Origin of the sequence: Cupriavidus numazuensis (assembly GCF_905397435.1) — a bacterium.
GTDB classification, from domain to species: Bacteria; Pseudomonadota; Gammaproteobacteria; order Burkholderiales; family Burkholderiaceae; genus Cupriavidus; species Cupriavidus numazuensis.
In genome coordinates this window covers 46,999-66,833 of record NZ_CAJPVI010000044.1, presented here as the reverse complement: position 1 = coordinate 66,833, position 19,835 = coordinate 46,999, and the positions used below count along the sequence as shown (strand labels likewise).

The following is a 19,835-nucleotide window of genomic DNA, read 5'->3' as shown; positions in this document are numbered from 1 at the left end:
TTGGAATCGGCGGCACGAAGCCCTACCCCTCCGCCCTTTCGGTCCGATGCACCACCGCCCGCGCCTCCTGCGGCGAGAGCTGCATGAAGATCCACGCCGAAGCGCACGTGATCAGCCCCATGCAGATGAACGTGGCGTGAAACGCCGGCAGCACGCCCGAGGGCCCGTTGCCGAAGCCCTGCTCGAAAGTGGTCAGCAGCGCGCCCGCCGACGTCACCGCAAGACTCATCGACAACATCTGCACCATCGAAAGCATGCTGTTGCCGCTGCTGGCGCCAGTGCCGCTCAGGTCCTTTAGCGTGACCGTATTCATCGCGGTGAACTGGATGGAGTTGACCATGCCGAACAGCGCGAGCAGCGGGATCACGGTCCACAGTGGCCGCTGCGGCGTGATCAGTGCGAACGCGGCCATCACGACGCCGACGGCGAAGGTGTTGGCGACCAGCACGCGGCGGTAGCCATATTGCTCGATCAGGCGCGTGGCCAGGCGCTTGGACGCCATGCCGGCAGCGGTGACGGGCAGCATCATCAGGCCTGCGTCGAACGGCGAATAGCCAAGGCTCACCTGCAGCGTGAGCGGAATCAGGAACGGCATGGAGCCATTGCCGATCCGCGCGAACAGGTTGCCGAGCAAGCCCACGCGAAGCTGTGGATGCGAAAGAGCCGCAGCGGAAACAGCGGCTGGCGCCGCTTGCCCGCGTGCAGCACGTAAGCGGTCAGCGCGGCCATGCTGGCAATCAGCAGCATCAGCACGGTGGCGTGCTGGAAGCCCATTTCGGCAAGCCCGTCTAGCGAGAACGACAGCGCCAGCATGGCGATGGCGAGCAGCACATAGCCGGCCACGTCGAAGCGGCCGATGCCGGACTGGCGCGCGTTCGGCATGTAGCGGACCGTCGCGAGTGCGCCGAGGATGCCGACCGGCACGTTGATCAGGAAGATCCAGTGCCACGACAGCGCCTGCGTGAGCCAGCCGCCGAGCGTCGGGCCGATCAGCGGCCCGATCATGCCCGGGATGGCGACGAAACTGAGCGCCTGCAGATACTGGTCGCGCGGAAACGTGCGCAGCACGGACAGCCGGCCCACCGGCAGCAGCATGGCGCCGCCCACGCCTTGCACCACGCGCGCGGCCACCAGGAACGGCAGCGTGCCCGCATACGCGCACAGCAACGAACCGAGCACGAACAGCGCGATGGCGGTCTGGAAGATGGTGCGCGTGCCAAAACGGTCCGCGAGCCAGCCCGAAGCCGGGATGATCACGGCCATGGTCAGCGAGTACGCAATCACGACCGACTGCATGCGCAGCGGGCTTTCGCCAAGGCTGCGCGCCATGGACGGCAGCGCGGTATTGACGATGGTCGAATCCAGCGTCTGCATGAAGAAGCCGACCGCCACCACCCACAGCATGATGCGGCGGGTGCGGTCGTCAGGCATGGGCGTGGTCATGGCTGCGTACTCCGAGGCTGGCCGGGGCGCCGGCCAAAGCCGCAACCTTAGGCCGGCGGAGGGTGGCGTGGCAAGTCCGCCTGTGTCTTACATCGACGCGCGCAAGCCCACGAAGAAGCGGCGGCCTGGCGCGGGCTCGAAATACCGGCCGTTGGCCTCGTTGACGATGACCGAGCCGATGTACTTGCGGTCCGTAATGTTATCGATGCGACCGAACGCGAACAGGCGCGTCTTGCCGAGGCGGAATTCGTAGCCGGCGCGCAGGTTGAATGTGGCATAGCCGGGCGCGGCCTGGGTATTGAGGTCGTCGGCGTAGATGCGGCTGTCCACGTGCATCTCGGCGCCGAGCACGAGCGGCGGCAGCGGCCGCCATGCGACATCGAGGTTCAGGCTGTGGCGCGCCGTTCCCGGCAGCCGGTTGCCGGCATTCACCGTCTGGCCCTGCGCGTTGAGGAAGGATTCGCCGAAATAGGCGGACAGGTATGTATAGGCGAGTCCGGCTTCGTACCGGCTGCCGGCCACGCCATTCGAGGCCCCGCCGACCTGCTCGCCAAACCCTCCGCGCCACGCCAGTTCCAGCCCGCGCCGGCGCACGCCATCGACGTTCTGGTAGACCGTGCGGCCGGCATTGTTCGACAGGGGCACGATCTCGTCATGGCTGTCGGCATCGAACAGCGCCGCCTCCAGCCGCTGGCGCTGCTGCTGCCACTTGACGCCGATCTCGCCCTGGCGGCTGGTGGAAGCCTGCAGCCCGAGGTTGCTGCCGACGCCGCCCGGTCCGTAGGCCACTTCAGTCAGCGTGGGCGATTCAAAGCCTCGGCCGAGGTTGGCGTAGACGTTCAAGGTGTCCAGCGCATGCCAGACCAGCCCGAGCACCGGGCTGACATTGTTGTACGTCGTGGACCCGCTGTCGTCCGGGCTGGCGGCGGTGATGAAATGGTCGTCGATGCTGAGCTTCACGCGGCTGGCGCGCACGCCGCCCACGAGTTCCCAGGATGGATGCAGGGTCCAGTCGAACTGCGCGAACGCGCCAAGGTCGCTGGCCTTGTCGGTTTCGTCGCGACGCAGTGCGCCCTGGGTGCCGTTGTTGTTGACGAAGCCGGTGCGGCCGTCGCGCATGCCGTTGGCCTCTACGCCGGCAGTCCATTGCAGGGGCAGGCCGCCGGCGGTGGTGCGCCGGGTCCACGACAGCGCGGCGCCGCCGTAGCTTCGGTCCAGATCGACAATACCGCCGGAAGACGTCGCGGCGATGCCGCTCATGCCGAGCCGCTGGTAAAGCTGGCGCGTGCCGACATAGATGCGTCCCTGCAGGCTGTCGGCCTGGCTCAGCTTGTGGTCCACCACCACGCCGGCCTGGGTCTGTTCGACGGTCTTGCCCGTATCGAACTGGGTCGCGGCGGGCACGGCCTGGCGCGGGTTGGCATCAGCCTGCGCGCGCGTGAGCCCCAGCGGGTCCTGCGCGAGCGGCTGGTTGAAGTAATTGAACTGGCCGGTCACGCGCGTGGCATCGGTGGGCTGGGCCACGACCTTGGCATTGAGCTGGTAGCGGCGCGCGGCGCTGTGGTCGCGATAGCCGTCGGTCTGGTACGTCCACGCATCCAGCGTGCCGCCGAGCTTGTCGTTGCCCCCGCCAAGCGACACGCCGGCCTGCCACTGGCCGTCGGAACCGAACCCGGTCGAGGCACGGCCGGTGAAACCGTCCTTGGGCGGGTCAGGCGTGAACACCTGCACCACGCCGCCTGAGGCATTGCCGTACATCTGCGCGAACGGGCCGCGCAGGACTTCTACGCGGCTCGCATTGGCGAGGTCGGCGGTCGAGGCCTGTCCCTGCCCGTCGGGCATGGTGGCGGGAATTCCATCCACATACAGGCGCACGCCGCGCACGCCGAACGTCGAGCGCGTGCCAAAGCCGCGCACGGACAGCTGCAGGTCCTGTGAATAGTTCTGGCGGTCGCGCACCGCCACACCGGGCACGCCGGTCAGCACTTCGGACAGGTTCACGAGCGGCGACATGGCGCGCAGCGCATCGACGGGAACACTGTCCACTGCCGCCGGGGCATCGAAACGTCGTTGTTCGCTGCGCGATGCGCTGACCACGACATCGGGGAGTGCCACCTCAAGCTCGGCGGCTACCGCATTGCCCGCGGCGGCGAGACTGGCCAGCAGACTGAACACGGATACCGCCGAATGGCGGGTAGCGATACGCCGGACTGCCAGTACCTGCCTGCCGCCTGTCGTCATCGTTATTGAGCGGTTGCGAGCTGGCGCGGTCGTGGAATCCATCCTGCGCCGGGTTGGGTGGATGCGGGATAACTTTATATGGTCTGCGCCGGATTTGCCATGCGACGGGTTGCGGGAAAACCCCTTTCCTGTGCGACGGCAATTTATCAAAAAATTTCAAGAACTCATTTATAGATGAGCCATCGCCGCCCCTATTCTGCCGTCTAGACTTCTTTCAACGGCAGCAAATACAACGCATAGCCGGCAGAAACCAGATTCAACTGTTTTGTTTATCGAGTGAGGCAACACACCATGAACACCCACCAAACCCGCATCGCCATCGTCTATCACAGCGGCTACGGCCACACCGCCAAGCAGGCCCAGGCCGTTGCCCGCGGCGCCGGCAGCGTCGAAGGCGTGGAAAGCCTGCTGATCAGCGTCGACGATATTGACCAGCACTGGGACACGCTCGAAGAGGTCGAGGGCATCATCTTCGGATCGCCGACCTACATGGGCAGCGCCTCGGCGCAGTTCAAGGGCTTCATGGACGCAACCTCGCGCAATGTCTTCGCCAAGGGTGGCAAGTGGGCAAACAAGGTGGCGGCGGGCTTCACGAATTCGGCATCGCGTTCGGGCGACAAGCTCGCCACGCTGCAGCAGATCTCGATCTTTGCGGCCCAGCACGGCATGCACTGGGTGAACCTTGGCCTGCCTCCGGGCCACAACAATTCGAAGTCGACCGAGGATTCGCTGAACCGCCACGGCTTCTTCCTGGGCGCCGCCGCGCAGTCCAATGCCGATGAAAGCGCCGATGTGGTGCCGCCGCTGGCTGACCTGCGCACCGCCGAGCATCTGGGCGCACGCGTCGCCGAAGTGGCACGGCAACTCGCCGCGGGCCGCCGCGCGCTCGCCACGCTGAAGCAAGCGGCCTGACGCAAGAAAGCGCAGCCTGCGAGTTGCGCTTTACAGGCTAGCCTCCTAATATGCAACCAAGTAGTTGCATATTAGGAGGCTAGCCATGACTTCATCCACGGACCGCATTGAACGCAGCATTGTGCTCAAGGCGCCGGTGGCGCGTGTGTGGCACGCGCTGTCCGATGCCGCGAGCTTCGGCAGCTGGTTTGGCGTGAAATTCGACGACGGCGTCGTTTTCGCCCCCGGTGCGCAGGTACGCGGCCATGTGACCTACCCCGGATACGAACACGTCGTGTTCGAAGCGTGGATCGAGCAGATGGAGTCGCAGCGGCGGCTCTCATGGCGCTGGCACCCCGCTGCGGTCGAGCGCGGCCGTGACTACTCGGACGAGCCGACCACGCTGGTGGTGTTCGAACTCCAACCTGCCGATGGCGGCACGTTGCTGACCGTCGTCGAAAGCGGCTTCGACCAGATCCCGCCCCGTCGGCGCCTGGAAGCGTTCCGCATGAACAGCGGCGGCTGGGACGAACAGATGCGCAATATCGCCGGCCATGTCGATCATCCCGCATGAAACACTGCCCGACCTGCGGGCACGCGCCGCAGTGTTTGCAGCGCTGGGCGATGAAACCCGCCTGAGGCTGGTTGTCGCGTTATGTGCTGGCGGGGCGATGTCCATTGCCCAGCTCACGGCAGGCAGCGCCATGACGCGGCAAGCCGTCACCAAACATTTGCAGGTACTCGCGGAAGCCGGGCTCGCGCACGACTTCAAGGTCGGGCGCGAACGGCTCTGGCAGTTCGATCCCGCGCAAGTCGAACTGGCGCGGCGATCGCTCGAAACCATTTCGCAGCACTGGGATCACGCGCTGCTGAAACTCAAGGCGGCCGTCGAAACGCAAGAGCCGATATGATCACTGCCCCGCCAGGCCATGCCAGGCGGGGCGCTGCGCTTAGTACCGGTGACGCAGGCCGATGGTGGCACCGGCCTGGTTTTCACCCGGCACCACGGTGCCGACGCCGCGGCTACCGTCATTGCCAGGAGAGCTTTCTTCAGTGTTTTATCCAACTTATCGTTCTAGGGAGAACCTGCCTGGAACGGCCTGGGATGCGTGGCATACCCGGCCACCTCGGAGGCCTGCGCATTCTGACGGGCTGTTATGAAAGCTTTATGACGCAACGCTCACAATTCAAGATTAAAAAGTGACGTATGCAGTTCTCTCCCTCTAGTCTTCTCAGTGCAAACCCGGTCGTTTTGGTAGGATTCAGACTTTTCGAAGACCGGTATTCCCAGTGCCCCGCGCAGTCCTTTGCCCCCGCCTTGCGATGATCGTGGTTGCGTCATGAGGCTGGACAAGATCAAGTCCCTGCTCGTCCCTCCGCTTGCCCGGGCCTGGGGACATCTGCAACCGGTGCAGCGCCTCACGTCCCTCCGGTCCCAGGCATCGCTCCAGTCGCTGTCGTCCCTGCGGCGCCCGACGCGCCGGCAGGTCTGGCTGGCCGTGGCTGCCGTTCCCGCCGCATTCCTGCTCTATGTGCTGGTGCTGATCCCGTTCACGCCCGGCATCAGCGATATCCGCAAGGCCAGGTTCGAGCGTCCGGCGCAGGTGCTGTCGTCCGACGGGAAGGAACTGGCGGTCTTCAAGTGGGCCAACCGCGAGTGGGTGAAGCTGTCGGAGATCTCGCCCAATGTGGTCGATGCGCTGATCGCTACCGAAGACCACCGCTTCTACCAGCACCATGGGCTGGACTGGCGGCGCACCGCCTCGGCGGCGCTGCACACGTTCTCCGGCGACCGCCAGGGCGGCTCGACCATCACCCAGCAGCTCGCGCGCAATCTGTATCCGGATGAGATCGGCCGTGCGCCGACGATGACGCGCAAGCTCAAGGAAGCGATTACCGCGTTCAAGATCGAGGCGCTCTACACCAAGGAGCAGATCCTCGAGACGTACCTGAACACGGTGCCGTTCCTGTACAACGCCTACGGCATCGAAATGGCCGCGCGTACGTACTTCGACAAGTCGGCGCGCTCGCTCGACGTGCTGCAGAGCGCCACGCTGATCGGCATGCTCAAGGGCAACAGCTACTACAACCCGGTGCTGAACCCCGAGCGTGCGCTGGACCGCCGCAATACCGTGCTGGCGCAGATGGTCAAGCGCGGCAAGCTCGACGCGGGCCGCCTCGACCAGCTCAGCAAGCGGCCGCTGCGCATCGACTTCGAACGCCAGACCGAGCCGCCCGGACCAGCGCCGCACTTTGCCCAGCAACTGCGCAAGTGGCTGATCGGCTGGGCCGACCGCAACGGCTATGACATCTATGCCGATGGACTGGTCGTGCACACCACCATCGATGCCCGCCTGCAGGCGCTCGCCACGCAGGCCGTCACGGCGCAGGGCAACCGGTTGCAGTCGATTGCCAATGCCGCATGGGCGCCGCGTGCGGGCTGGGCCGCGAGCAAGGACCTGGTGCAGGCTTTCGTGCGCGAAACACCCGAGTACCGCAACGCCGTGGCCGCTGGTACGCCGGCCGAAGACGCCCTCAAGCACCTGCTTGCCGATACCGCGTTCATGCAGGCGCTGCGCCAGCAGAAGACGCGCATCCAGGCCGGCTTCATCGCCATCGATCCGCGCACGGGCCAGATTCGCGCATGGGTCGGCAGCCGCGACTACACCCAGGACGCGTTCGACCACGTGCAGAGCGCGCGACGCCAGCCGGGCTCCACGTTCAAGCCCTTTGTCTACGGCGCCGCATTTGAGCAAGGCAAGACGCCTGACGATACGCTGGTGGACCAGCCCGTCGAGATCCAGCTTGCCGGCGGCGAAGTGTGGCGTCCGACCGATGAAGGCCGCCCCAGCGGCCGCGCCATGTCGCTGCGCGACGGCCTGGTCTATTCGCGCAACACCATCACCGCCCAACTGATGCAGGAAGTCGGTCCCGCGCGCGTGGCCAAGCTCGCGCGCGCCATGGGCGTGCGCGACAGCAAGCTCGACACGGTCCCTTCGCTGGCGTTGGGCACGAGCCCGGTGACGCTCAAGGAAATGGTGGCGTCCTATGCCACCATCGCCAACGCGGGCGAATACATCGCTCCGACCATGGTGACGCGCATTGAAGACCGCGACGGCAAGGTCCTGCAGGAATTCCAGCCGGCGCGCGCCGAGCGCGCCCTGCCCGCCGCCACCACGCAGACGCTGCTCGACGTGATGCGCGACGTCATCGACCGCGGCACCGGCGCGGCCATCCGCTCGCGCTTCGGCATCCGCGCCGATGTGGCAGGCAAGACCGGCACCACACAGGACAATGCCGACGGCTGGTTCATCCTGATGCAACCCGAGCTGGTGGCGGGCGCATGGGTCGGCTTCAATGACAGCCGCGTCACGCTGCGCAGCGACTACTGGGGCCAAGGCGCCCACAGCGCGCTGCCGATCGTCGGCGATTTCTACCAGCGTTCGTTGCGCGGCCGCATCATCGATGGCCGGGCGCGCTTTGCCGAGCAAGAGGAATCGGGCGTCTTCAGCGCGCTGGCCTCGCAGGTGCGCGGATGGTTCAAGCGCCTCTTCGGCGGGACGGCCACGCCAGACGCGCCGGCCACGCGTCCCGCACCGCGCCGCCCGGCGTTGCCGTCCCCGGAAGCCGACGTCACGCCGCAGCCACCGGCACCGTTGGCCAATGCCCCGGAAGCGTCCGACGCTTCCGGCATGGCGCTAGATCGCGGCGAAGTCGTGGTCGCGGCGCCCGAACCGGCGCCGACTCCCGTTCCGGCTCCGGCCCAATCGTCGCCATCGGCAGACACGGCGGCCACCACGACACCGGCATCGCCGGCCGCCTTGCCGGCTCAGCCCTCCTCCGTACCGGCGACAGCCGTGCCAGCCACTTCCGGCACGCCTGGCTGACCTTCACCCCGGTTTCCGGTGTGACGCGAAAGCGGCTCTGCACACTGCCGCGCTTCACAAAGGCCGGAAACTACTCCTGGCAACCGCGTCGATCCCTGCCTACATTGATTCCATCGATGTTCGCGGGAGGACACGGCCATGGTCAGACAACTCGCCGTGATGACGTTGCTGCTGGCCGCCAGCGGCCTGGCGCAGGCAGTCACCAAATGCCAGAGCGGCAATGAAACGCTCTACACATCGGCATCGTGCCCCGCGGGCTACCGCAACGTCACGGCCACCATGCGCTCGCATGTACAGACGGTTCCGGGCCTCGCAAAAAACCAGAAGTCCGCCCGGGCCGCGACGTCTCTCGGCTTGCAGCCGGCAGCACTGCGCGATGCCGACTACGAAGCCGACATGCGCCTGCAGAACGCATTCTGGAACCAGTGCCTGATCATCGACTACCGGATACGCGCGACGGAGCGCGCGATGCAGACCACCGAATACTGGAGCCGTGCCGACCGCTACCGCGAACACGCCGACGAGTTGCGTGCACTGCAGTACGGCATCGGTTGCCTGGGCTGACAGCATTCGTACCGCGCCTTCGTGGAACGCGCGCGGCCGATTGATGCGACATACCTGCTTCATCAGTGAAATCCCGCCCGAGGCCTGACCGGGCGGGCGCCTGCTGCACCGCATTGCCTGACACATGGACTGGCCCGACATGCCGTATCCGGCATGCGCGTGCCGATGTGCGATCTCCATGTGCGAAAACAGACGGTCAGCGCAGACGATCTTCTGCGTCATAGCACCATTGACCGGTTTGCTGTCCCACATGACGAGGGCCCGAACATGAAGATCCGTCTAGCCTGCCTGGCCGCACTGTCGATGCTGGCCGTCGCCGCCCATGCGCAAACCAGCGCCGTGCGCTACGGCATTGCCGATGCCGGGGTCGAATACACCGCCAGCGCGGCCGCCACCGGCACAGGCGGCCGCTATGTCATGCGCGAATACGCCGCGGAACTGTCGGAATCACGCTGGGGGCTGCGCCATGGCAGTGAACCGGGCACCGGCCTGAAGGCATTCATGGCGGTCGAAAACGGCAGCTACCCGGATGTCGGCAGCACTAACCTGGCTAACCGCGCGAGCATCGGCGCCGCGTACTCGCTCGGGCCGGCAAGGGCGATCGCCGGGTACCGCTGGTCTTACGACAGCTTCAATACCGTCGGGCTGCGCACCAACCTGTACTGGCTTGGCGTGCAGTACCAGGTCACGTCCGCGATCCAGGTCGGGGGCGCGGCCTACTACAACGATGCCCAGACCGGCGCCGGCGATCCGTACAGCTTCATGCTGACGGGGTCCTATGCGTACTCGAAACGCACCGACGTCTTCACCACGCTCGGATTTGCCCGCAGCCGCAACAGCCCGGCCATGGGCCTGACCGGTTTCGGCCCGTCACTGAATCCGTACGCGACGGCGCTGTCGGGCCCGACCGAGCAGATCGGGGCCCGGGACAACCAGTTCGGCGCGGTGATCGGGCTGCGGCACCGCTTCTGATCACAGCTCGCGCGCGACCAGCTCCTTCATGATCTCGTTCGATCCGCCGAAGATCTTGCTGACGCGCGCGTTCACGTACATCCGTGCAATCGGGTACTCCATCATGTAGCCGTAGCCGCCGTGCAGCTGCAGGCATTCGTCGATGATTTCGCAGGCGCGCTGCGTGCACCACCACTTGGCCATGGCCGCGGTGCCCGGATCCAGCTCTCCGCGCAGGACCTTGGCCATGCAGTCGTTGACGAAGCTACGCGCGATGGTGGCGTTTGTCTGGCACTCCGCAAGCTTGAAACGCGTGTTCTGCAGGTCGAGCAACGCTTCGCCGAATACCTTGCGGTTGCGCACGTACTCGACGGTCAGGCCGATCGCGCGCTCCATCGCGGCGAGTGCCCCGAGCGCGATGATCATGCGTTCTTGCGGCAACTGCTGCATCAGCTGGTAGAAGCCCTTGCCCTCTTCGGTGCCGAGCAGGTTCTCGCACGGCACGCGCATGTCGTCGAAAAACAGCTCGGCCGTGTCCTGGCCCTTCTGCCCGATCTTTTCGAGGATGCGGCCACGGCGGAAGCCTTCCTGGCCATCGGTCTCGACCACCACGATCGACACGCCACGCGAACCCGCCTCCGGATCGGTCTTGCACACGACCAGGATCAGGTTGGCGTGGTATCCATTGGTGATGAAGGTCTTCGAGCCATTGATGACGTAGTGGTCCCCGTCCCTGAGCGCACGCGTCTTGACGTTCTTGAGGTCTGACCCCGCGCCCGGCTCCGACATGGCGATGGCCGCGACCATCTCGCCCGTGGCCATCTTCGGCAGCCACTTGCGCTTCTGCGCCTCGGTGCCATAGCGCAGGATGTAGTGCGCGACGATGCCGCAGTGCACGTTCGTGCCCAGGCTGCTCACCCCCGCGCGTGCCTGCTCGAGCGTGAGGATCGCCTCGTGCGCGAACGTGCCGCCGCCACCGCCGTACTCCTCCGGAATGCTGGCGCACAGCATGCCCATTTCGCCGGCCTTGTACCAGACCTCGCGGTCGATGTGCTGCTGTTTCCACCAGCGCTCCTCGTTCGGCGCCAGTTCGCGCTCGACGAATTTGCGGATGGCATCCTGGAACGTCTCCAGGTCGCCCGAGATCCAGGGCATCTGAGGGGTAACCATGCTGCTTGTCCTTTCTTGAATTCCGTAATGTCTTGATATGACCCGGCGACGCTCAGCGCGCCATCAGTCCAGCGTCAGGTTGGCAAGGCGGATGGTGTCGCCCCAGCGCTTCTGTTCCATGCCGACGAGTTCGGCGAACTTTGCCTGCGGCTCGCCGCCGGGAATGCCGCCCATCTCGCGGAAGCGGCGCGCCACGTCGGGGTCCTGCAGAACCTTGGCCAGATTCGCCTGCATCTTCGCGACGATCTCGCGCGGCACCCTGGCGTCGGCGAATACGCCGAGCCAGCCCTGCACGACGAAGTCCTTGACGCCGGCCTCGGCCATGGTCGGCACATCGGGCACATTGGCCTGGCGCTGGTCGCTCGTCACGGCGAGCGCGCGCAGCTTGCCCGCGCGGATCTGCGGCAGCGCCTGCGTCAGGTTGTCGAACATGAATGTGGTCTCGCCAGCGATCAGCGATGTCGTCGCCGGCGTGGAGCCGCGATACGGCACGTGGATGGCCGACGTGCCGGTACGCTGCGTGAACATCAGCGATGTCAGGTGCGTGGTCTGGCCGATACCGGCCGAGGCATACGACAGCTTGCCCGGCTGCTTCTTCAGTTCGGCCATCAGGTCGGATACGGTCTTCACCGGCGACTGTGCGTTCACCACGAGCACGTTCGGGAACGAGATCATGTCCGTGACCGGCACGAAGTCCTGCGGCTTGTAGGTCAGCTTCTTGTAGGCCGTGTAGTTGATCGCGTGCGAGCCGGTATTGCCGACGAGCCACGTGTAGCCATCCGCCGGCGCCTGCAGGAATGCCTGGGTGCCGATGATGCCGCCCGAGCCGGCGCGGTTGTCCACCACCACCGGCTGGCCAAGCAGGGCCGACAGCTTCTGCGCCACGATGCGGGTCGGGATGTCGGTGGTGCCACCGGGCGCCCCCGGCACGATGATCGTGATGGGCCGTGCCGGCCATGCCTGCGCATTGGCCTGGCCGGCGAAGGTGGCGATACCCGCCGTGGCCAGCGCGAGGCCCGCGCGAACGGCGAGCGTCTGGAACTGCCTGCGTTGCATTGTCTGTCTCCTGCGATGGTGTTGGATGGCTATTTGCCTTTCTTTGCCGGGATGTGCCTCTGCGTCACGTCGATAGCTCGAAAAAATGAGACGCAAGACTCGAAATCCAAGCTCGCGGCCCGTATCTTTGACTGATTTGGACCAAAAAGTCCAGCGAACTCACTCAATATTTAGCTTGACTGGTCCATTTTTCGACAATCACAATGCACGTTGTGAGACCACTGTATCGAAAAACTACGACCAAGCAAACGAAGGCGCACAGGCGCGTGCCGCCGGCAATTTCAGATTCATCAGAGGAGACGACCCGTCATGACGACGCTGCACGACTGGGCCACGCAACATCCGCAAAAGCCGGCGCTGATTCAGACCGAGACCGGCCACACCATCAGTTATGGCGAACTCGACGCGCGCGCGGCCCGCGCCGCGCAATGGCTGGTGTCGCGCGGGCTGGAGGCCGGCGACGGCATCGCGCTGCTGGTGGAAAACCACCCGGGGCTGATTGAACTGGCCTCCGGTGCCCGGCGCGCCGGCCTGTACTACACGGCGATCAACACCCACCTCGCGCCCGCCGAGGCGGCCTATGTGCTGGCCGACTGCGGCGCGAAGCTGCTGGTGGTATCGCCCGCAATGCTGCCGCTGGTAGACGCCATCCGCGCGGCCGACGCGCATGCGCGTACGCTGCCGGTGTTCGTGCTGGCCGGCGCGGCGCAGTTGCCGGAGGGATTCGGCGACTACGAAGGGGCCATCGCCGCCTTCAGTGCAAACGCCGCGCTGCCACAGCGCCCGCTCGGCCGCGACATGCTGTATTCGTCGGGCACCACCGGCCACCCGAAAGGCATCCGCCGGCCGCTGGTCCCTTACGAAGACCGTGACAAGCCCGACGTGGAAGTCCAGGCCTGGCGCCGCGCGTTCGGCTTCGACCAGCACACTGTGTACCTGTCGACGGCGCCGTTCTACCATGCCGCGCCGCTGCGCTACATCCTGCGCACGCTCGACGTTGGCGGCACCTGCGTGGTCATGGCGAAGTACGACGCCGAAGCCGCGCTCGCCGCAATCGAACGCTACCGCGTCACCCACAGCCAGTGGGTGCCGACCATGTTCGTGCGCCTGCTCAAGCTGCCCGACGAGACGCGTCGACGGTACGAACTGTCGTCGATGAAGATTGCCATCCACGCGGCCGCGCCGTGCCCGGTCCACATCAAGCAGGCGATGCTCGACTGGTGGGGCGACGTCCTGTACGAGTACTACGCCGGTTCGGAAGGCGCCGGTTCCACCGCCATCGGTCCGCTCGAATGGCGCAAGTATCCGGGTTCGGTAGGCCGGGCTTCGGCCGGCGTGATCCATATCGTCGGCGAAGACGGCGCCGAACTGCCGCCCAACGAGGTCGGGCTGGTGTACTTCTCCGGCGTAGCAACGTTCGCCTATCACAACGATCCCGAGAAGACGCGTTCCGCCTACAACGACAAGGGCTGGGCGACCTATGGCGATCTCGGCTATATCAACGAGGAAGGCTACCTGTTCCTGAGCGACCGCCGTGCCGACCTGATCCTCTCGGGCGGCGTGAATGTCTATCCGCAGGAGATCGAAAGCGTGCTGATGGAGCACCCGGCCGTCGCCGACGTCGCAGTGATCGGCGTGCCCGACGCGGAATTCGGCGAGGTGCCGAAGGCCGTGGTCCAACTACGCGACGGCATGCCGGCCAGGCCGGAACTGGCACAGGAGATCGTCGACTTCTGCCAGGGCAAGCTGGGCCGCCTGAAGTTGCCGCGCACCATCGTCTTCGATGAACGGTTGCCGCGCACGCCTACCGGAAAGCTGCTGCGCCGCGAACTGAAGGACCGCCATCGCGCGCAGCCGGCATCGGGCCACGCCGTGCGGACGGGGCGCGGCTGAACCCGCCTAGACGAGGCCCAGATCCTGCGCGCGGACGCCGGGAAACACCTGTGCCAGCCGCGCCTCGTCGAGGCCATACAGCTGCCGGAACAACCCGCCGAGCATGGCACGGTATTCGTTGCGCACCGGATAGTCGCGGTTCTGGTTGAGCGTAGCCGCCTCCACGGCTACCTGCTCTCCGGCGATACGGCCGCCGCGCACGGCGCCGCCGGCCACCCAGTAGACCGTGCCATGGCCATGGTCCGTGCCGCGCGAGCCGTTCTCGCGGAACGTGCGGCCGAATTCGGAGACCACCACCACGGTGGTCTTGTTCCATGCGGGGCCCATCTCCTGCGCAAAGCCGGCCAGTCCGCGGCCGAGGTTATCGAGCAGGTTCGCCAGTTGCCCTTGTGCCGCGCCCTGGTTGACGTGCGTATCCCAGCCGCCCACGTCGACGAAGCCAAGGTTGAACTTGTCGCGCATCAGCCCCGCCATGCGGCGCGCCTCGATCTCAAAGCCGCGCGCGCTCAGCGAACGGCGGTTGGCCGCCTGCATGTCCTGCATGCGCGCGGCCGCACTGTCCATCCCACCCGCCGTCGTGCCCATCGCTGTCCGGGCCTGCATCGCCTGCGCCTGTTCGGCAACCGTCTGGCGCAGCTCGAAGCCTTCATCGATCAGCGATTCGAAGCGCGTGCCGCGGTACATCTGCGCGAGCGCGCGCGTCTGGCGCGCATCGAACGGTGTGCGCCCCGTGCCCTTGAGCGAGACATTGGGAACATCCTGGCTGCCTGACAGCACCATCGGCAATCCGTCGGTAAAGGCCACGGGCGCCGCACGCCCGCCCATCGACTGCGCCAGCCGGTTCAGGAAGCCGCTGCCACGCAGCGAAGCCGCGTCATGGCGCGCATCGCCGGTGCCCGACATGCCGGCTTCGATGCTGTCCTGCGTCTCGAAGTGGCTGCGCGACATGTCGTGAGTACCGGCAAACGGCACGAACGCGAGCTGCTGACGGTTCCACAGCGGCAGCATGGTGTCGGCCAGCGCCGGATGCAGCGCCCAATCGCCGATGCCGCGCCGGCTGCTGTCGGATGCAAATGCAGGTGCCAGCGCAACAGCTGCCGCGGGATCGGGCTCGGCGCCCGCAGGTACCGGACGGCGGATCGCGATATTGGGCCGCGAGGCGTAGTAGAAATCGCTGCCCGCGGGCACCAGCACGCTGGTGGCGTCGTAGGCGCCGCGCAGGAACACCAGCAGGAAGCGCGCGTCCGCTTGCGCGGGCAACGCATAGACGCGAGAGACGACCGATGGCAATGCGAGCGCGAGCCCGGCATTGCCTATCGTCTTGAGCCATTCCCGACGTTTCATCTCGGATCCCCTACGAAAATCTTCAACGCTGCATCCACTCGGGCGAACTGAGCAGCAGCGTGTTCCATTCGGCCTGCGTTTCCGCCTGCGCGAGCGACGCGCGCGTTTGCGCGCCCAGTGTTCGTTCGACGGTGTCGTAGTAGGCCTTGCCCGCCACCACTGGGAAGCGCGCGGGGCCCGGCGGCACATTGGCATCGCCGGCAAACAGCCCTGCCGGGCCAGAGCCCATCGCGCGCGCGATCTCGAAGCGCTTGACCATCTGCCCCGAACTGGCCCACGCGCCTTCGGCAGCCGGATAACCGTCGGGCGTGACATGCCCGTAGAGCGGCTCGCCAAGCTGGTTCAGCCAGTTCAGGACCGGGCGCAGATTGCTGACGGTGCGGCCGTCGTAGGCGAGGCGCATAGACGCCATGACGAACGCCATCGGGTCGCGGAATTTGCGGCCTGGTGCGTCGAGCATGCGATCGAGCTCCGGCGACAGGAACATCGTGGTCAGCACGGCCGAGATATCGCCGTCGGTGCGCGTGAAGGTGGCGGCCATGCGGTCGACCAGCGCGGCCGGCGGATTGTCCGCGACGAAGTACGCGGCGAGCTTCGCGCTGATAAAGCGGGCCGTGGCCGGATCGCGCGTCAGGATCGCGACGGCACGCGCGGCTTCGTCAAACCCGGTCGGCTCGATGCGCTGCCCCAGCAGCGTCTTGGCGCCAAAGTCATGGCGGTTCGGGTTGAACTCGAACAGGCCTTCGCTGCGGTACGCCGCCGCACGCGCCGGGCCCAGCCGCGGCGGCTCGCCGCGCAAGTTGACGCCGAAGCCTGTCAGCACGCGCGCCAGTTCCTGCACGTCCTGCTGGGTATAGCGCGATCCGCTGGGGCCGCCGGATACGCCGAGCGTATGCAGCTCCATCAGTTCGCGCGCGTAGTTCTCGTTGACGCGGTTGGCGCTGCTCTGCGCGTTGTCGAGATACTCGAGCATGGCCGGCGCGGTCACCGTCGCGAGGACCAGATCGCCGAACTTGCCGAGCGCGCGCGGGCGGATGGTGTTCTCCTCATAGTCCGGCAAGGACCAGCGCACCTGTCCCTTGTACCCGTAGACGCTGAAGTGGTTCATCCAGAACCAGGTCATCTGTTCGCGCAACTGGGCCGGCGAATACAGCGCACGCTGCAGGTGCCGGCGGCCGGTGTCGGCGATCGTCTGCCGCCCTTGCTGGTTCAGTGCCTGGCGGGCCTGCTGTTTGGCCATCTCGTCCGGCAGGCCGGCGATGCGCTGGCGTTCGTCCCGCGCCGCGCGGACTCGGTCCACGGCCGTGCCTTGCAGGTTCGGCAATGCCGCGATGGCGGCGGCCACATCGGGCGGATCGGTGGCCGGCATGCGCAGTTGCTCTTCCAGAAAGCGCTTGCGGCCCAATTCGCGCAGCCGGGCGATGCTCGCCTGGTCGGCGCCGAAGCTCACGGTATTGAGCCAGTGGAGGTCCGCGGCGCTGAGCGGGCCTGACGCCGCCGGCGACTGAAGCGCGCAAGACGCCAGTGACACGATGGACGCAGCGGCCAGCAGCGTGGCGAGCACACGCCGCAGGGGGTGGATGCGGACGCCGGCGTGGATGGTCTGCCGCCAAGGGGACATATGCCAGGCTCCTTCGCTTGGGGATGCGGGGATATGGTGATCTTACGTGTCCCGAGGGGGCGCGGTTGACAGCGCTGGGCTTGGCTGTTCGTTACAAAGGATTTCGGTTTTCCGCTCGAATCGCCGGCGGGGTCGTGGTTGGCGGGCGCCGCCACTGTTTCTTCGCTGGTGTAGCCGGATTCTGGTTAGGAGAGGGTTGGTCGTGCTTGGCGGGCGCGGCTGTTTCGCCGGCGTAGCCGGCGAGTCACTTTTGTCCGAGCGACAAAAGTAACCAAAAACGCGTTTTGGTTGCCCCAAAGGGGCGAATTTTTATCGTAGTGTGCTGAGGGTGTTGTACGGGTATGGGCTTCAGAGTGAGTTACGCTGCCTGCCGCGTGGGGCACGACCGTGGTCAGAATTACAGCGCTGATTGAACGAGCCCTGCAAGCGTCTGTGGCCCCTGCTACTACCGGTATCGTGTAATCGCCTTCGGCTGCGCTACGCGCAGAGCCCTAGTCTGAGCACGCAGGCCCAGGGCAAACCACGCCTCGGTGAAGATGCCCGCGCTTGCATGCGCGTAGAGAAAGGAAACAGGCCTCGGGCGCCAGCGACGTTGATGAGCTTGCATCCAGACGACGCCGTGCGCGCAGCGCAGCCGAAGGCGTCCCACCACTGACCGGGTTGAAACGCTGTACCCGAGTCCGTCTTGGGGATCGTCCAAAAGCCGTGCCGCGCCAGGCACAGGTTCTGACTCACATGGCGTAGCAGGGTCGAACGGCCGACCACCATCGCAGGCGTCCAAAGCCGTTTGAACGACTGCCACCGTGGAATTGATGGCCAGCGGCAACGACGCGCTTTTTGGTTACTTTTTGTCGCTCGGACAAAAAGTGACTCGCCGGCTACGCCGGCGAAACCGCGGCGCCAGCCAAGAACGACAACCCAACCCCACCCCAGAACCCCTCAAACCAGCCAACATACCCCCCCCAATTGCCGAAATCGCCAAGACATTCCCACCGCGCAGCATTAATTTCCCCAGCATGCCGACGCCGTGGATATCCCCCACAGGTGCCGAACTCCGTTAAAACGCAGGTGCCCCCCCTATGTCTCGCCCTCACCCTTCAGCCAGCTGGCTGCCCGGCCTCCTCTTCGTCCTGATCTGGTCCACCGGCTTCATCGTCGGCAAGGCCATCGTACCGCTGGCCGACACCAGCCTGTTCCTGCTCGCGCGCTTTGCGCTGGCAGCGCTGATGTTCTGCATCGCAGCACTGTCCGCACGCGCCGCCTGGCCGGCATGGCGCGACGTGCCGCGCCATCTGCTGGCCGGCGCGCTGATGCAGGGCCTGTACCTGTGCGCCGCTTTCGGCGCCGTCGCACACGGCCTGCCGCCCGCCGTGATGGCGCTGCTCGGCGCGTTGCAGCCCCTGCTGACCGCACTGCTTGCCATTCCCCTGCTGAAAGAGCTACCTTCCAGACGCACGTGGCAAGGACTGGCCGTCGGCGCCGCCGGCGTGGCGCTGGTGGTGGTGCCGGCCATGCAGGCCGGCATCGGCCAGGCCGTGTCGCCCTGGGTCGTGCTGACCGGGCTGCTTGCCATTGTTTCGATCACCATGGGAACCCTGCTGCAGAAAATGTCGATCGCCGCTTCGGACCTGCGCACCAGCTCCGCCTGGCAGAACGTTGGCGCCATGCTGGTGGCCGGCGTCGCGGTGTGGCTGTCGCCGGCACCGCACTGGCAACCCGGACCGGTCCTGTGGGCCGCGCTTGGCTGGGCGGCGCTGGTGATCTCGGGCGCCGGCACCTGGCTGCTGCTTGGCATCGTCCGACGCGGGCAGGCCGCCAGCGCTTCGGCGCTGATGTTCCTGGCCCCGCCGCTGGCTGCGGTGCAGGCCTGGCTGCTGTTCGGCGACCGCCTCGGGCCGCTGCAGTGGCTCGGCATGGCCGTCGCCGGTGCCGGAGTCTGGCTGTGCCAGACGCGGCAGCCGCAACAAAAGCAGAGGCATGCCACTGCCCACTGAGCCAATGCGCATGGAAAGCGCCCGCGCCGCGAACCCCCTGGTGGAGCCCCGCCGCTACCACCCGTGGCCCGCGGGGCATGCGCATGACCATCACCAGTTGCTGTTCGGGCTCGACGGTGCCACCGAGCTTGAGATTGACGGCCACCTGTACCGGGTCGACCGCGACCACGGGCTGATCGTGCCGGCCGGCAGCCACCACGAGTTTCTCGGTCTGGACGGCAACCTGCAGGTCGTGGCGGATTTCCCCGGCGCGTCGGTCGCGCTGCCCGCACGGCTGATGGAGCGGCCCCGCGCGTTCGTGCTGGACGGCGCGCTTGGCACGCGCGTGCAGGCACTGGCCGCGCTGCGTCCCGCAAACCCGCGCGCCACGCCTCTGAACTGGACCGTGGCGGCGACGCTGGCCGGCGATCTTGCCGAAAGCCTCGGTACGCCAGACGTGCATGAGGCCGCGAGCGTTTTCCCGGTCATGGCCATCGACGCCTACCTGCGCGCGAACCTCTCGTCAGCCTTGCATGCGGACCATCTGGCCGGGCACTTCGGCTGGAGCGTGCGGCGCTTCCACACGCTGTTCGCCGATGCCTTCGGCGACACGCCCCACCGCTACCAGACCCGGCTGCGGCTGGACCGTGCGGTGCAGTTGCTGGCGGACAGCGGCCTGCCGCTGGTGGAGGTGGCGCTGGCCTCCGGCTATCCCGACCAGACCACCTTCACGCGCAGCTTCACACGCCGGTTCGGACAGCCACCCGGTGCGTGGCGTGCATCGGTGCGCGCCTGAAGGCA

At 66.4% G+C, this 19,835-nt stretch carries 14 protein-coding genes and 1 pseudogene; 9 read left to right on the top strand and 6 right to left on the bottom strand.

Annotated features, from left to right (window positions below; genetic code table 11):
* Positions 1 to 22: 22 nt before the first annotated feature.
* Positions 23 to 1,443: pseudogene (gene mdtD / locus KHO41_RS29055) on the bottom strand (multidrug transporter subunit MdtD).
* Positions 1,444 to 1,530: 87 nt separating this feature from the next.
* The gene (locus KHO41_RS29050) at positions 1,531 to 3,684 is read right to left on the bottom strand and encodes a TonB-dependent receptor family protein (protein ID WP_211956696.1); all 2,154 of its coding nucleotides are present in this window, start codon (positions 3,682 to 3,684) and stop codon (positions 1,531 to 1,533) included.
* A 291-nt stretch (positions 3,685 to 3,975) separates the two neighbouring features.
* Between KHO41_RS29050 and KHO41_RS29045 the strand changes: the two genes are divergently transcribed.
* The 6 genes from KHO41_RS29045 to KHO41_RS29020 all read left to right on the top strand — a co-directional run bounded on the left by KHO41_RS29045 (position 3,976) and on the right by KHO41_RS29020 (position 9,998).
* Positions 3,976 to 4,596: a flavodoxin family protein gene (locus tag KHO41_RS29045; protein ID WP_211956695.1), complete on the top strand. Its 621-nt coding sequence runs from the start codon at positions 3,976 to 3,978 to the stop codon at positions 4,594 to 4,596.
* An 85-nt stretch (positions 4,597 to 4,681) separates the two neighbouring features.
* The gene (locus tag KHO41_RS29040) at positions 4,682 to 5,149 is read left to right on the top strand and encodes an SRPBCC family protein (RefSeq protein WP_211956694.1); all 468 of its coding nucleotides are present in this window, start codon (positions 4,682 to 4,684) and stop codon (positions 5,147 to 5,149) included.
* The gene (locus KHO41_RS29035; protein ID WP_211956693.1) at positions 5,130 to 5,486 is read left to right on the top strand and encodes an ArsR/SmtB family transcription factor; all 357 of its coding nucleotides are present in this window, start codon (positions 5,130 to 5,132) and stop codon (positions 5,484 to 5,486) included. Before KHO41_RS29040 ends, KHO41_RS29035 begins: the two co-directional genes overlap by 20 nt.
* Positions 5,487 to 5,915: 429 nt before the next feature.
* Positions 5,916 to 8,462, top strand: coding sequence for a penicillin-binding protein 1A (locus KHO41_RS29030; RefSeq protein ID WP_211956692.1), 2,547 nt, complete (start codon positions 5,916 to 5,918; stop codon positions 8,460 to 8,462).
* Between the two features lie 138 nt (positions 8,463 to 8,600).
* Positions 8,601 to 9,026, top strand: a complete 426-nt coding sequence (locus KHO41_RS29025) for a hypothetical protein (RefSeq protein ID WP_211956691.1) — start codon at positions 8,601 to 8,603, stop codon at positions 9,024 to 9,026.
* 267 nt (positions 9,027 to 9,293) lie between these two features.
* On the top strand, positions 9,294 to 9,998 hold the full coding sequence (locus tag KHO41_RS29020) for a porin (protein ID WP_211956690.1): 705 nt from the start codon (positions 9,294 to 9,296) through the stop codon (positions 9,996 to 9,998).
* Here the strand turns inward: KHO41_RS29020 and KHO41_RS29015 are convergent, their stop codons facing one another.
* Positions 9,999 to 11,147, bottom strand: a complete 1,149-nt coding sequence (locus tag KHO41_RS29015) for an acyl-CoA dehydrogenase family protein (protein ID WP_211956689.1) — start codon at positions 11,145 to 11,147, stop codon at positions 9,999 to 10,001.
* A 63-nt stretch (positions 11,148 to 11,210) separates the two neighbouring features.
* Complete coding sequence (locus tag KHO41_RS29010) at positions 11,211 to 12,203, bottom strand: Bug family tripartite tricarboxylate transporter substrate binding protein (protein ID WP_211956688.1); 993 nt, start codon at positions 12,201 to 12,203, stop codon at positions 11,211 to 11,213.
* Between the two features lie 309 nt (positions 12,204 to 12,512).
* On the opposite strand from KHO41_RS29010, the gene KHO41_RS29005 reads away from it, so the two are divergent.
* Positions 12,513 to 14,096, top strand: a complete 1,584-nt coding sequence (locus tag KHO41_RS29005) for an AMP-binding protein (RefSeq protein WP_211956687.1) — start codon at positions 12,513 to 12,515, stop codon at positions 14,094 to 14,096.
* A 6-nt stretch (positions 14,097 to 14,102) separates the two neighbouring features.
* On the opposite strand, the gene KHO41_RS29000 is transcribed toward KHO41_RS29005, so the two are convergent.
* Positions 14,103 to 15,440 (bottom strand): DUF1501 domain-containing protein, encoded by a 1,338-nt coding sequence (locus KHO41_RS29000; protein WP_211956686.1) that lies wholly within the window; start codon positions 15,438 to 15,440, stop codon positions 14,103 to 14,105.
* Positions 15,441 to 15,462: 22 nt separating this feature from the next.
* Positions 15,463 to 17,061, bottom strand: coding sequence for a DUF1800 domain-containing protein (locus tag KHO41_RS28995; RefSeq protein WP_211956685.1), 1,599 nt, complete (start codon positions 17,059 to 17,061; stop codon positions 15,463 to 15,465).
* Between the two features lie 1,079 nt (positions 17,062 to 18,140).
* On the opposite strand from KHO41_RS28995, the gene KHO41_RS28990 reads away from it, so the two are divergent.
* Positions 18,141 to 19,055, top strand: coding sequence for a DMT family transporter (locus KHO41_RS28990; protein WP_211956684.1), 915 nt, complete (start codon positions 18,141 to 18,143; stop codon positions 19,053 to 19,055).
* Positions 19,039 to 19,830: a helix-turn-helix transcriptional regulator gene (locus tag KHO41_RS28985; protein WP_211956683.1), complete on the top strand. Its 792-nt coding sequence runs from the start codon at positions 19,039 to 19,041 to the stop codon at positions 19,828 to 19,830. The genes KHO41_RS28990 and KHO41_RS28985 overlap by 17 nt, the downstream gene beginning before the upstream one ends.
* Positions 19,831 to 19,835 lie beyond the last annotated feature (5 nt).